The organism is Diplocloster modestus (assembly GCF_019042245.1).
GTDB classification, from domain to species: domain Bacteria; phylum Bacillota; class Clostridia; order Lachnospirales; family Lachnospiraceae; genus Diplocloster; species Diplocloster modestus.
Map to the genome: position 1 here is coordinate 169,123 of NZ_JAHQCX010000007.1, position 14,122 is coordinate 183,244.

General features: G+C 48.1%; 11 protein-coding genes. 4 read left to right on the forward strand and 7 right to left on the reverse strand.

Annotation, left to right across the window (positions count from 1 at the left end; all coding sequences use genetic code 11):
* Positions 1–149: 149 nt before the first annotated feature.
* Together KTH90_RS12245 and KTH90_RS12250 are read right to left on the reverse strand one after the other, a co-directional pair.
* On the reverse strand, positions 150–1,379 hold the full coding sequence (locus KTH90_RS12245; protein WP_158352880.1) for a BMP family ABC transporter substrate-binding protein: 1,230 nt from the start codon (positions 1,377–1,379) through the stop codon (positions 150–152).
* 257 nt (positions 1,380–1,636) lie between these two features.
* Positions 1,637–3,658, reverse strand: a complete 2,022-nt coding sequence (locus KTH90_RS12250; RefSeq protein WP_238726873.1) for an ATP-dependent helicase — start codon at positions 3,656–3,658, stop codon at positions 1,637–1,639.
* Positions 3,659–3,841: 183 nt separating this feature from the next.
* On the opposite strand from KTH90_RS12250, the gene KTH90_RS12255 reads away from it, so the two are divergent.
* Positions 3,842–4,660 (forward strand): metallophosphoesterase, encoded by an 819-nt coding sequence (locus tag KTH90_RS12255; RefSeq protein ID WP_158352882.1) that lies wholly within the window; start codon positions 3,842–3,844, stop codon positions 4,658–4,660.
* 113 nt (positions 4,661–4,773) lie between these two features.
* Complete coding sequence (locus tag KTH90_RS12260; protein WP_158352883.1) at positions 4,774–6,036, forward strand: MFS transporter; 1,263 nt, start codon at positions 4,774–4,776, stop codon at positions 6,034–6,036.
* A 13-nt stretch (positions 6,037–6,049) separates the two neighbouring features.
* On the opposite strand, the gene KTH90_RS12265 is transcribed toward KTH90_RS12260, so the two are convergent.
* From KTH90_RS12265 to KTH90_RS12280, 4 genes are all read right to left on the reverse strand, one after another.
* Positions 6,050–8,383 carry a M56 family metallopeptidase gene (locus KTH90_RS12265; protein WP_238726874.1) on the reverse strand — a complete coding sequence of 778 codons (2,334 nt, stop codon included), beginning with the start codon at positions 8,381–8,383 and terminating at the stop codon, positions 6,050–6,052.
* A complete protein-coding gene (locus KTH90_RS12270) occupies positions 8,373–8,750 on the reverse strand; it encodes a BlaI/MecI/CopY family transcriptional regulator (protein WP_158352885.1) in 378 nt (125 codons plus the stop codon). The genes KTH90_RS12265 and KTH90_RS12270 overlap by 11 nt, the downstream gene beginning before the upstream one ends.
* Positions 8,751–9,315: 565 nt before the next feature.
* Positions 9,316–10,296: an HAAS signaling domain-containing protein gene (locus KTH90_RS12275; protein WP_158352886.1), complete on the reverse strand. Its 981-nt coding sequence runs from the start codon at positions 10,294–10,296 to the stop codon at positions 9,316–9,318.
* A complete protein-coding gene (locus tag KTH90_RS12280) occupies positions 10,293–10,616 on the reverse strand; it encodes a PadR family transcriptional regulator (RefSeq protein ID WP_238726875.1) in 324 nt (107 codons plus the stop codon). Before KTH90_RS12280 ends, KTH90_RS12275 begins: the two co-directional genes overlap by 4 nt.
* 600 nt (positions 10,617–11,216) lie before the next feature.
* Between KTH90_RS12280 and KTH90_RS12285 the strand changes: the two genes are divergently transcribed.
* Together KTH90_RS12285 and KTH90_RS12290 are read left to right on the forward strand one after the other, a co-directional pair.
* Complete coding sequence (locus KTH90_RS12285) at positions 11,217–12,041, forward strand: YobA family protein (RefSeq protein WP_238726876.1); 825 nt, start codon at positions 11,217–11,219, stop codon at positions 12,039–12,041.
* Between the two features lie 337 nt (positions 12,042–12,378).
* On the forward strand, positions 12,379–12,915 hold the full coding sequence (locus KTH90_RS12290) for a hypothetical protein (RefSeq protein ID WP_238726877.1): 537 nt from the start codon (positions 12,379–12,381) through the stop codon (positions 12,913–12,915).
* Between the two features lie 173 nt (positions 12,916–13,088).
* On the opposite strand, the gene KTH90_RS12295 is transcribed toward KTH90_RS12290, so the two are convergent.
* Entirely contained in the window at positions 13,089–13,976 is an 888-nt protein-coding gene (locus KTH90_RS12295; RefSeq protein WP_238726878.1) for a type II CAAX endopeptidase family protein, read from the reverse strand.
* Between the last annotated feature and the right edge of the window lie 146 nt (positions 13,977–14,122).

Below are 14,122 nucleotides of genomic sequence, written 5' to 3' on the forward strand. Positions count from 1 at the left end.
CTTAGCGTCCGTTTTTTGGGCGCTTACGTGCGATGCATGAAAAATAGTCAGCAAGTGCTTTTTCGAGCGCTACTATTTTTTATGTCCTGAATGCAAGTATGGGCGACCTAACGGTCGCCCGTACCCATATCTGATTCCATTACGTTTGCTTATTCTTCCACTACGTTCTTGAAGTACCAGTGGATATCACCGGTGATCGTCGCATCGTCCAGCGTTCCGCCCTCGGTTCCGACTGTGGAACCATCGTTAGTCTCGATCACTCCGTCAAATACATTGAAGGAACCGTCTAACATCTTAGCTTCCGCCTCTTCGATCTTCGCTTTCGCTTCCGGATCATTCAGGCCGGAAAGCTCGGAAAGTGTCACCAGTCCTTCCTTCATTCCGCCGTAGTAGTTTTCACCGGTCCAGGTTCCGTCGATGACAGACTGAACCGCCGTGGTATAATACTTACTCCAATCCCACATAACAGAGCACAGCACCGCATCGGGAGCATCTTTGCTCATATCGGAATTATACCCAACGCCCCACGCACCTGCTTCTTCCGCAGCCAGCTGAGGGTTTGGGGTGTCACAGTGCTGTCCGATCACATCGCATCCTTTGGCAATCAGCGCTTCCGCCGCCTGCTTCTCACCTTCGGGATCATACCAGCTGTTGGTCACCTTTACATAAACTTCCGCGTCCGGATTCACGGAATAGATACCCATGGCAAATGCATCCAGGCCGCCGGTAACCTCTGTGTTTTCTTTATCCATAGCTGCCACATAGCCGATCTTATTGGATTCGGTCTTTAAGCCGGCCGCGATACCGGATAAATATCTGGACTGGTAGATTCTTCCAAAATAGTTGTTGAAATTCGTTCCGTTGCTCTTATAGCCGGTACCGTGGGAGAAAATGATGTCCGGATATTCGGCTGCCAGTTTCTCACAGGTATCCATATAGTTAAAGCTGGTCGCAAAAATGACATTACATCCTTCTTCGATACACTCTCTGATCGCGTTTTCGGTCGCAGTCGGGTCGGTATCCGGGATCTTGTTTTTACGGATGATCTGGCTATCTTCCAGGCCGATCGCCTTCTGCATTCCCTGGATTCCCAGGTCATGGGTGTAAGTATATCCGGAACCTTCCGCCGGATCTGTGATATGTATAACGCCTACTTTGATCTCTTCCTTGGGGATCGCCTTGAAGATTCCTTCCCCTGCGGCAGCCTGCGCGGGAGCGGCTGATTCCTGCGCGGGAGCGGCTGTCTCATCCGCTGTTTGGGGAGCTTCGGATGCTGCCGGAGCTTCCTTTGCCGCGGGTTCTTCTTTGCTTTTGCAGCCTGTCATCATGGCCGCTGTCATCGCTACACACAACAGAACACCTAATACTTTCTTTTTCATAACGTTCCTCCTAATGTTGTTTTTATTATAAATGATGTCCCATAAGAGACTTCACCCATAATCTTTATATCCAACCTGACTTCGCCCTCATTTTACTACAAATAAAATTAAGCGTCTACAGGGTAGCCCCTGTAAACGCCCATTTTTTTTACAAATATTACCAATATTACTAATGTTTTATTAGTATAACTTATTAATAACTTGAGGCAATTATAACAATTGCTTATTGATAATGCAACTGGTATATAATGGGATTTCTATTGAACCTTTCGGCCGTTTAGGCCTTTTGAAGCGGTTAGTCTGAGCAGTTGATAGGACATGCAGTAATGGATATCCAGCAGCAGCTCTTTGCCGGGCTTAGGAAAATAGATCTTTACTTTGTTATTCTGTACCGCCCGTATCACTCCGTCCCCGTATTTTACATGGTTGACCGGCGCTCCTTCCACCAGTCCGGCCAGATCCAGATGGTACTCTCCGATGAAGCGGGACGGGGTCAGCTTCTTTCCATACTGTTCCTTCAAAGAATAGATATGAAGATAGGATTTGGCCCTGGTCATGGCGACATAGAACATGCGCCGTTCTTCCTCCAGATCCGCTTCCAGTACCGCCTTCCGGTAAGGGGTGATTCCCTCGTTGGCATCGATCAGGATCACCAGCTGATATTCCAGCCCCTTCGAGGCATGCATCGTGGATAGCGTGACCCCATCTGGTACATGGCTGCGTGCCAGTACCTGTTCTCTTAGTTCCCTGGTGTATGCTTCCATATGCCGGAACCATTCTTCATAGCTGTGGCAGGGACGCGCGCTTTCCTGAAGCTGGTTCAGGGTATCATAGAGATCTTCTGCCGACAGGCGGCGGAAGTCCGCGTACTCTTTTATGTACTCCTCGTAGCCGATGCCGTGCTGGATATAATTAACCGCGGAATAGGGCGGCATATTTTTAAGGAGCTTGAGATCATATTCTATCTTGTCGATGCGCTCCTGCATCCAGTTTTTCCCCTCATAGAAGCTTCTCAGGCAATTGAAGTCCACGACCGGCGTGTCAAAAGCCTCCCGGCTTAAGTAACGCTTGGGGCGATTCATGATCTGAAAAAAATCCTGGCGGGTCAGTTCTCTTGTCAAACGGATATAGGCTAAGATATCGCGGGTAATCCAGTGGTCGTACAGATTGGGGATCCGGTCCTTGGCCCGGAAGGGGATATTATATTCCAGCAGTCTTTCCATCAGGCGGCCCGGCTGGGTATTCGTGCGGAACAGGATGGCCATCTGATTCCAATCTATTCCCTGCTCATGATAGCGCTTTAATTGCTGGATGACTTTCAGATATTCTTCCTGGGGGCTTACAAATTCCGCGAACTCGATATCCTTCCCTTTTTCACGGACCGTATTGATCTCTTTTGGGAAACGGGCCTTATTATTCGCGATGATGCGCGAAGCCCCTTCCACGATGTTCGGCGTGGACCGGTAATTGGTGTCCAGCAGCACTCTTTGGGCCTTTGGATAATCCTTGCTGAAGTTCAGCATTATTTCCGGTTTTGCCCCCCGGAAACGGTATATGGACTGATCGTCATCTCCCACGATAAACAGATTATCCTCCGGTGCCGCCAGAAGCCTCACGATATCATACTGGATCTGATTGATGTCCTGGAACTCATCTATTAGAATGTACCGGTATTTGTCCTGCCAGGCTTTCAGGATATCCGGCCGGCTCTCAAACAGCTCCAGGCAGTACACCATCATATCGTCAAAATCCAACAGCCGGGCCTTTTGCAGTTTTTGCTGGTAGGAGTGATAGATCTTCCGGAATACCTGATCCGGACAGTTTTTGGCGTGATAGGTTTGCAGGGAAGTCCGCTCATTTTTTACGCTGCTGATCTCTGAGAGAATTCCGGTGAGGAAATCGGCTTCGTCATCGATCTCCAGCTCGATGTGATCCAAGATCTCCCTCAGATAGGTAAACTTCTGATCTTCCTTTAAAATATTTGCCGCAGTATATCCATAGGCATATTTCAGAATCGAGAAAAATATGGCGTGAAAGGTGCCGAAGGATACGCTGGCCGTGCCTTCCATCAGCTTTTGGAACCGTTCCTGCATTTCCCTGGCTGCAGCTCTTGTAAAGGTTATCACCAGGATGCCGGATGGGTCTGCCCCGTATTCATCGATCAGATACTTCGTTCTCTGCGTAATCACAAGGGTTTTCCCTGAGCCTGGTCCGGCCAGGACTAACATGGGGCCATCCTTATGACGGATCGCCTGAATCTGGGATTCATTAAAGCTCATTCTTACCTCCGTTGCCGCTTACGCGGCCCGCCGCAGGCGGAGAGTTTCGCAAGCGAAACTCTTTTTCATTTATAAAAGTTTATTTTGACTCGGATATGTGAATATAGTAAGATAGTATAAATGTTTATTTTCAATTTGTATAGATGCGTATTTTTTAATATATAAGGAAAAGGATTATCGTCCATGTCGAAATTCAAAACGACTTTTTACACGATAGAAACAGGAAAAATCCCGGATCTCAAACGGCCGTGGCGGCTGGCTCTGCTGGCTGATCTGCACAACAAAAGCTACGGACCGGATAACCGGCTTCTTCTGGAAGAAATCCGCAAAAACCGTCCGGATGGAATTCTCATTGCCGGTGATGTAATCATCTCGGACCGGAAAAAACAGGAAGTCCACAAGGATGCCGCTTATCAGCTGTTGATCACCCTGGCCGCAGAGTATCCGATATATCTGGGAAACGGGAATCATGAACACCGGATGCGGGAATTCCCCGATTCATTTGCCGGGGAATATGAATCGTATACCCGGCTGCTGCAAAGCTGCGGCATCCATACACTGGTCAACGGGCATTTTACATTGCAAATCGGCGGGGCGCCGGTCACCATCTATGGTTTTGAACTGGATTTCAGCTATTATAAGAAATTTACCCGCAAACCCTTTTATGACACGTATCTGACAGATGTACTGGGCACTCCTGATCCGGAACACTATAATATCCTCATCGCCCACAATCCGGTCTATTTTCCGCAGTATGCCAAATGGGGCGCGGATCTTACCGTCTCCGGCCATCTTCATGGCGGTATTATCTGTATACCGGGAATCGGCGGCCTGATCACTCCCCAGGCCAAGCTTTTTCCAAAATACGATGCCGGATATTTTGAAGAACAGGGCCGCTCCCTGATCGTCAGCCGAGGACTTGGTTCTCATACGGTCAGTTTCCGTATCTTCAATCCGGCAGAGCTGATCTTTATCGATATTACATCTAAAATGAGCTGTTAGGTTCCCTTATTATGAATAAACAGGCTGACCGGCATTGGATTCTATAAGGAACAGATTCAGATTGAAAAGACAAAAAATTAATAAAACATACGAACAGACAAGAGGATAACACAATGAAACTACAATATAAACATACGGTATATGCAAGCTACTTAGGATACATCACGCAGGCTATCGTCAACAACCTGCCGCCCCTGCTGTTTATCACCTTTCAGAAAACCATGGGCATCTCATTGAGTGAACTGGGATTTTTGGTATCCCTGAACTTTGGTGTACAGATGCTGGTGGATCTCATCTCCGCCAAGTTCGTCGACCGGATCGGGTACCGCATCTGTATCGTGGCCGCTCACATCTGCAGTACGGTCGGGCTGGTCGGGCTGGGCCTGTTTCCCATGTTACTGCCAAACCCGTACCTGGGCCTTATGATCGCCGTGGTCATCAACGCCATCGGCGGCGGGCTGATCGAGGTACTGGTAAGCCCCATCGTCCAGGCCCTGCCCGGAGATGAAAAAGCCAGTGCCATGAGCATGCTGCACTCCTTCTACTGCTGGGGGCATGTCACCGTGGTTCTGCTCTCCACACTGTATTTCGTCACCATCGGCCTTTCCCGCTGGTACTTTCTTCCGCTGATATGGGCTGTACTTCCGCTCTTTAACACTTTTTTCTACGCGAAGGTGCCGCTGCTTACGCTGACCGGGGAACACAGTGCCACACCCCTGCGGAAACTGTTTTCCATGAAGATCTTCTGGCTGTTCCTGATCCTGATGATCTGTTCCGCCGCATCCGAGCAGGCTATGGCGCAGTGGGCTTCCCTGTTCGCTGAATCCGGCCTGAATGTGTCCAAAACCATGGGTGACCTTCTCGGTCCCTGCGCCTTTGCCGTCTGCATGGGGCTGTCCAGAACCTACTACGGCAAAAATGGTTCCAGGATCGATCTGAAAAAATTCATCCTGGCCAGCAGTATCCTCTGCATGATCAGCTACCTGCTCGCCACCCTGTCTCCGGTTCCGCTTCTCTCTCTGGCCGGCTGCGCGCTGTGCGGCCTGTCCGTTGGAATCATGTGGCCCGGTTCTTTTTCCCTGGCTGCGGAATACTGTCCGGCAGGCGGAACGGGTATGTTCGCGCTGCTGGCTCTGGCCGGTGATATCGGCTGTTCTTTAGGTCCGGGTATGGTGGGTGTCGTCTCCAACTCTGTAGCAAGCCGCAGCGGTTCCCTGTCGAATCTTTTGTTCGGCAATTTGACTGGAACGGAAGCCGGATTGAAAACAGGTCTGCTGTGTGCGATCCTCTTCCCGGTGCTGATGTTCTTTGCCGTTTCTGTCCTCTCCCGCCTCAGAAGGCCCCAAGATCCGAAAAACCAGCCTCACCGGGGATAACTACTGTTTCCTTTTACTCTATCTGCGTAATTTTAAATTCCTGTTTGTATGTAACGACTGCAGTCAGGTCTGCATCTTCCGCGTACTGCGCAGAGGGCCAGTCCCCGATCTGCAGGGCCGGTGTGAACAGCATATGAATCGTTTCTCCCAGTTCAAAGTCTACAATGGTTCCCCAGTAGATGTCCATTACCGGTTCTTCTGCCCAGGAGGTGTCTATTTTTCTGAGAACATGTTCTTGGGTATACAGGGTTACACTCTGTTCATCTGGATCGTATTCATAGGATATATTCTGTTCCAGCTGGCTCATGTAATCGTCCGGCTGGAACATGGTTTCCCGAAGAGGGCCGTCCTGGGTTTGCTCAAATATGTACAGATTCCAGATCATCAGCCCGGTTCCGGAGGCACCCAGTATCTTCATCTGCAGCTGCCCTTTGCCGGAATCCCAATAGATCTCAGGTGGGAGAGCCATCGGCGAAGTCCCATATGTGATATCAAAACGGCTGATCTCTTCCCCTTTGCGAATGAGAATCCCCCGTTCAGAATAATCGGTGTCATTGTATCCATATATAATAATTTGCTCTTCTGGCAGCTCCGCCAGAATCATAATATCCTCTGTTTCTGATCCATCATATTGTTTTTGAATCTGATCCAGCTGCTGGGCTGTAACCGCATTCAGCCTGCTCATGACCTGCTCCTGGTTCTCCGTTTCCGTTCTTCCGGAACCGTTCTCCAGAGCCCATTCCTGGTTGGCAGTTTTTAACAGATGTGACTGGAGCTTATCGATCCGTTCCTTGAGACTGCCGCTTTTTCCAAATATTGACCCGAACCGCTGATCCATCCACTGGAACTCTTCCGTCTGCTCAATGGGCTGTTCCGCTGTACTGTATAACGCCATTCCATTCTCGGCCTTTAACAGGAGAATGCTGTGATCCAAATAGCCGTTCAGCTCTCGTAAGAACTGCTGAACTGCTTCTGAATCAAACAGATACCGGTCTTTCTCTGCCACATAGTTTATCTCGTTTTCCGCTCTGACCTGCTGCTGTCCGGTCTCTCCCAGGGAGAACAGCTGGTAGGACATCGTCCCTTCTTCCGGCTGAACCCGCGCTGTATAGCGCAACAGAAGATCTTCCTCCTCCGTCTGGTAAAGGTAATAGGACATACCGGTCTGTCCCGAAAGGGGTAACTGCGACTTCCAAAGTTCGTCTCCCTGCCGGTTTTTTACCACCAGCGCTGCCATACTGCTTTCCTGCGGGTTTTCCGGTATCTCTGCCAATATTGTCTCTTCACTGCCATCCTGTGTCAGATCGGCGGGTATCCCCCCGCGGCCTGCGGACAGCGGATCTGACAAAAAGAGAAACGCGGCGGCGGCGCCCAGAGCGATGGCTGCTGCTTTAACCCAGGTGCCTGGCCTTCTATAATTTAATATATTTTTCACCCGCTGCTTTGTATTGCTCTCTCCAAAGGCCAGCGGATGAGCCGTCTGGGGCTGTCCCCGAAGCGCCAGATTTAATAGGGAACGGCAATAGTCCCTTCTCTTATTCTCTCCCAGTTTTGACATTACCGCCTCATCGCAGGCCATCTCTATGTCTTTCGCCATCAGACGGTAAGCAAACCACACCAGTGGATTAAACCAATGAATCACCAAGGCCAGATAAAATACCGGTTTAAAAACCGTATCCCCTCTGCGGATGTGCATCCGTTCATGCAGCAGCACATGTTCCCTCTCCTCTGCTGACAGATTCACAGGCAGATAAATCTTCGCCCGAAACATTCCCAGGACGAAAGGTGTTCTGATTCGATCGCTGGTATAACAGCCTTCTCCATCCGGTATGGCTGTCCCCAGCCTCCTTCTCAAGCCGAAGTAACTACATAAGCTATATAGGAGCAGCAGTACGATACCGCTTCCCCATACTACACAGCCCGCGCCCGCGAAGGTCTTAGGAATATCCGCGGCAGCCGTCCCGTACACCCTGGGTTCACTCTCAGCCGGATTCTCAAGTGCATTAGCCCCTTTGCCTCCAAGACCTGTCTGCTGCCTCTCCATTGACAGTCCCGCTCCCTCGGCGTCCATATCCTGGGAAGTGCCTTCAAAACCAACACCCGCCCCGAATATTTCCTCCTGTGCTTCCTCTGTCTGTGCTGCTGTTCCCCCGCCGGGAATCAGGCTATATGAGCTTTCAAAAGACACCGGACAAACCATACGGATCAACACGATCACCCACAGCAGGCTGCTGAACATCTTCGGCAGCCTCTTCATCAGCCATCGGACAGCAAGCATACAGATAATCACGTAACCAGACACAAGGCTCATCCGAAGCACCGTCAGGAAAAGAATCTCAGGTTTCATCAGCTCGCCCCCCGTTCTTATCCCCGATCAGTTTCTGTATCTCCCGCACCTCCTCCGCAGACAAAGGCCTGTCCTTTAAAAAAGCTGCCAAAAACAAAGGCAGTGAACCCCCAAAAGTCCTTTTCACAAACGCCTCGCTCTCCTGCCGCTGTATCTCCTCTTTGGGGATCCTGGAAGTCACCACAGAATTTTCCACTCGAAAGACGCCTCTGTCACATAACCTTTTCAGCACCGTATAAGTCGTCGTGCGTTTCCATTCCAGCCTCTCCGCGCACAGTTTCACCAATTCCCTGGTCGTAACCGGCTCCCGCTCCCATACAATACATGCTAACCGATATTCACTATCAAAAATTTTCGGTATTTCCATATAACCCACTCCCCGCCAATTGTCTAATGTATTAGACAGTTTTAGTCTACTGCATTAGACATGATTTGTCAAGGACGTAAGTGATTCGAATCCCTTAGATTCCCTGATCCTCCTGGCCCAGGGTACGTATGAAATCGCTGGGAGGCAGTCCGGTGGCCCGTTTGAATTGTTTGCTGAAATAGCTGGCGCTCCCGTAGCCGTCTTTTCGGCCACGTATCTGACATTATCGATGCCGCCCTGGAACAGCTCTATCGCTTTTTCGATCCTGACCTTATTCATAAAATCGTTGATCGTTATCTGCTTATCCCTTTTGCAACAATTGGTCGGGACTTTACACTCAAACCCGCAGCAGCCGGGGAGAGTTGGAATACCAGATCACCCCTTTCTATGGAGATTCAGACGGAATCACCTTGAACGCCTGAGTACCTTATTCAAGTGCCCCCCTGCTCTTTTGCTCCCCGGGCAGTTCAGACGGCGTAACCATTCCGATGAGGGCGGACTATCCTGGGGGCGGCGGGATTGGTCCGTGCTCCCGGGCATTGGGCGGCCGTGCAGCTGCTTAATGTCAGGGTATCCGGAATTCTACCATGATCCTTCCGTTGCTGGTCTTCGCCTTCAGATGTTTCCTCTGGTCAGGATACTGGTAGTTTGGCAGATTATTCGATGAATTACTGGTCTTGCTCTCGATCCCGTAATCTCTCATATCTCCCAGTATGTTGCCGGTAATGGAGGAGTTGCAGGTGGTCAGCACAATGTTGTCCCCGATGATGTCCTGAAGAGAGATGGAACCGTTCTTTGTGGACAGCAGCAGCGTATCCGGGAAGCTGCAGTTCGCGGCATTTACCCTATCGTTGCAGGTGATCGCTTCCAGCCGTCTCCCGTTCAGATTTCTCAGAAGCAGTCCTCCATTGCTGGTCTGCAGCAACATGGTGTCTGCAGACATATTCTCTGCCGTAATTTTCGCGTTGCAGGTGATCAGCTGGACATCCGACATCTTAGGCAGCGACGTAGCGTTGATCTGACTGTTCGACGTCTTCACTCTCATGCTTCCGTGGAAGTTCTCAGGGATCTCTAGGATTACCCGCTGGGGAAAGCGGAACCAGTTTGCTATATTTAACGGAAACATCCGCATCCGGTGGCGGAAGATAAATTCTCCGTGATCTACTGTGTGAATGACCTCATCTACGCCTTCTCTGGGCTGAAATAGTACCCTGACGGTTCCTGAGGGAACCTGGCGGATCTCAATTCTTAAATTCTGCGCCTCTACAAAGATTTTTGTGATCGGTGTCTGGGTTGTGTAGTCCTGTCGGTTTTGCTCCGTTTTTGGAGGCGTGAGGATCTGTGTGTATTCTTTGTACTCGTTTTTTATTTGGCCCGCGATATCTTCCGGTCTGCCAAATCCCGCGATGATATTTTCCTCTGTTCTTCCCTGCTCCAATCCGTCACAGATCAGTTCCTGGTAATACTCGGTCAACTGGTCTATGTCACTTTGTTTCAACTGGGGAAGCTGTTCTGTTAGTCGGTTCAGAAATTCGTCCTTATTCATTGTTTACCCTCCTGGCTGTTTTTTTCTACAAAATTATAGATCTGTTTCATCTCTTCCCATTCGCCTAAAAAATCATTAATTTTTCCGATTCCTGTCTCTGTGATCTGATAGTATTTTCTGGTTCTGCCGTTGTGTTCCTGTTTATAGGTAGTCACAAAGCCGGCGCTCTCCAGTCGCTTCAGGATAGGATACAGGGTTGATTCCGATATCTCAATGCATTGGGATACTTCTCCTATAATCATATATCCATAGGAGGGCCCTCTCTCTAAAACGGACAGGACACATACATCCAATACTCCTTTTTTTCTCTGGGTATCCATTTTCCACCTCCTTTTATTGTAAAGCACACAAGTCCTATCTATTTATAACGTTTCACGCACAGAGCGAAGTGCAATGACCTAGGACGACAATCCTGTCTATTTGATATTTCCGCTGCAAATGCCCTATGATGCCATGCAAATCATCCAGCATCTAATCCACTGATACCGGCATACCGGCCTTCCTGTTACGGCGAAGTGTTTTGCCCGCACCGTGCTGATCCCAATGGACATGGGTAAACATATCTCCCCAGACCTTATCCAGCTCATACGCAAACAGCGATTCAAAGCTGCCTCCTCTGGGGGGACCTTATTTTTATGCGCCACCTTACATGCTGTATTATGCATACTATGCATTGTATACTATGCATTGCATACTATGTATAATATAGTATAAAATATAAATTGTCAACGGAAAAAATTATTTTCTTTTACAATATGCAACATTTCCTTTATAACGTGACACTAGTGTTATATATCCCAACAGGTTGCTGTAACAATAAATGGACGGCTTGAACTGTTCGGAGGTATACACGGATGGGTAGGGGTCTGAAATGGCTAAAACCCTAAGGTGCAAATCAAACATATAAGGAGTATTATATTATGAAGAAAAAGCATATCATTTTAATTCTGGCATCAGTTGTAATTCTCATCCTGATCGCCCTGGCTGTTATTTTTGCTGTTCGTAAGAACGCGGAGGACAAGACGGCTGTTCAGGCTATGTACATACCCTATGACGAGGGCTCCCACATCATGGTAAGTGATGAGAGCGGCGTCTTTACGGTCCATTTTCCGGAGGATATCTATGATATCAACGGAAAGAAAATCACGCAGGACCAACTGGAGAAGGGCAATCTCTTAAAAATCTACGGGAATGGGATCATGATGCAGTCCTATCCCGGCCAGTACCCCGGAGTCACCAAAATCAAAGTAGTGGAGCAGGGCTCTCCCTCCGACGCGGACCGCTATCAGGAGCTTATCGATACGCTCTATCAGGAGCCGGATCCGGCCGAACCGCCCAGCCTGGATATAAATTACCGGACGAATCTGGCTGTGGTCACAGCTATGACTACCCGTGGTGCGTTTCGCTGGGAATATAAGGATAAAGATGGCGCCATGCAGTCTGTAATAACGGATGCCCCCAGCATGCTGGCTTTCCCTGATCTGGCAGACATATCTCTTCCCGAACCGGCAGATCTTACCCTGCTTTTTACAAAAAAGCCGGATGAAGTCACGGTAATCCGACATGCCGCCGATCATTATCAGGATCAGGCGTACATCGAGACTGATCCTAAAGGAGAACAGGTGGAGGTCACCACCTCGGAAGACGGTCAAACTATTATTCCTCAGGCGGAAGCAGGTTATATCTATGTAGTCCGGGGCGTCTGGGGGACAAGTGATGTGGAATTCGGTTTTTTGACGAAATAAAGAGTTCTATTATGTATGGACAGGCTGAAATATAGCCTGTCTTTTTCATGGAATCCAGGTAATAAACAGGAATCCGGTTTGGTATATAACCGCTCTTTTGTCCGATCGATTGGTTATCAAATAAATTGCAATTTTTTTTACGTACCATGGATTGGGAATAATTACAAGTCCTGGAATGCCTGTAATACCAATGTTTCCTTACCCAATCCTATGGGAGGTATTCGGATATGTGTAAAATTATTTGTTCAAAACAGAGAAAAAAAGTTTGTACAAGACATTTATACCCACATCCGGTATAATAAAAGTACGCGATTGGGGATTACAGAAAGGAAAGGAGATGAGTAGAATAGCCGATAATGAAAAACTGGATTTGATTCTATCTACCATTACGGAACTGAAGACTGACGTTTCAGAGCTTAAGACTGATATTACAGAACTTAAATCTGACTTTACAGTACTTAAGGCTGACTTTACGGAACTGAAGACTGACGTTACAGTACTTAAGGCTGATGTTACAGAGCTTAAATCTGACGTTACAGAGCTTAAATCTGACGTTACAGAGCTTAAATCTGACGTTACAGAACTTAAGTCCAACGTTTCAGTCCTCAATGGTAAAGTCTATGACCTCGACCTTAGTCTCTGCAATCTGCAAACCGATGTAAAAACACTTTCCCGCGATGTCACTCTTTTAAAAATGACACTGGAAAATGAAACGAACCGGAATATTCAGATCGTGGCAGAAGGTCATTTGGATCTTTACCGAAAAATGGTTCAGGCCACCAGTACCGCCCAAAATGCGGAAAGCCTGATTGAGATGCACAGTATCCGTTTAAATCGTCATGATAACCAGATCGCTGCGCTGAAAATGGCATAACTGGTATCAAAGGGGCTGTTGTAGAATAGCTGAGTAATCAGCTATTCTATCTAGCCTTATTTTTCTGATTGAAAACAGAAAAGAGGGTATCGCAAAATTATCATTTTAGATGATTGAGCGGCCCCCTCTATATGGATCAAACACAAACTGCTATACCTTTATAGAAACAACATTTAAAATGTTAAACGATCTTCACTCACTGCAGCGCTCTCCTTCTTGATACTCTTATCCTTCTTGAGAAGGAACCAGGAAATACCGACAAATATAACGCCTACAACTGCCATTCCCACATAAACTCCGATGACATCCGGCAGGAATCCAAGTGCCTCTGCAAGATAGGTACCGCAGAAATTGAACAGCGCATGCAATAGAATCGCAGCATACAGGGAGTTGTAACGCTCGTTAACGAATCCTAAGAGCAAGCCCAGACAGAAGGCATATGTCCCCTGTATCCAGTTCATATGTATAATTCCAAACATCAGTGCCTGTAGGATATTGGCCAGCAGGAAATTCAGACCTGCCCGTCTGGCAAACTTATAGGTTAATCCCCGGAATATCACTTCCTCACAGATTGGGGCAAATACAATCGTGGAGATAGTTGAGAAAATGGTTCTGTCAGCGATACCGGTCTGTTCCATCAATAAATTATAATCTTCCATCAAATCCGGGAATGCGAAACCCGCCACAGACAGATAAAGAGTTATGATAAAATAAAAACCGATCGCCAGGCAGATCTCTGCCGAAAAAGATCTCACGCTGAAAACCTGCGTAAACTTCAACCGCTCTTTTTTCCGCACAAATCCAAAATAGTACCACAGTCCAAACCCGATCAGCCAGCTGATCTGTATAATAATCAAAAGCAGCATATAGTGATCCATTATCATCTGGGGCAGAGAATTCAAAACTTCTGTCATCGACATAGGCATTCCCTTCGCATTCGCGGACGTCAATTCCATCAACACAATACCCAGTATCACCACAACTTCTACCAAAAGTTCAAGCACTATCATGGACACGGCCGGTACCAGGGCCAAAAGAAAATTTCCAACTTTTTTGAACATCTTATGTGTCTCCTTTATTTTCTCAAGATATTGCCGGCTTTATTATATCATGATAGCAAGCAATCATGATACCCTCCGGGGGATGCGCACTCCGCGCCAGGGAACGTGCTCCGGCGCAGATATAATGTCTGTCAACATTATATCAT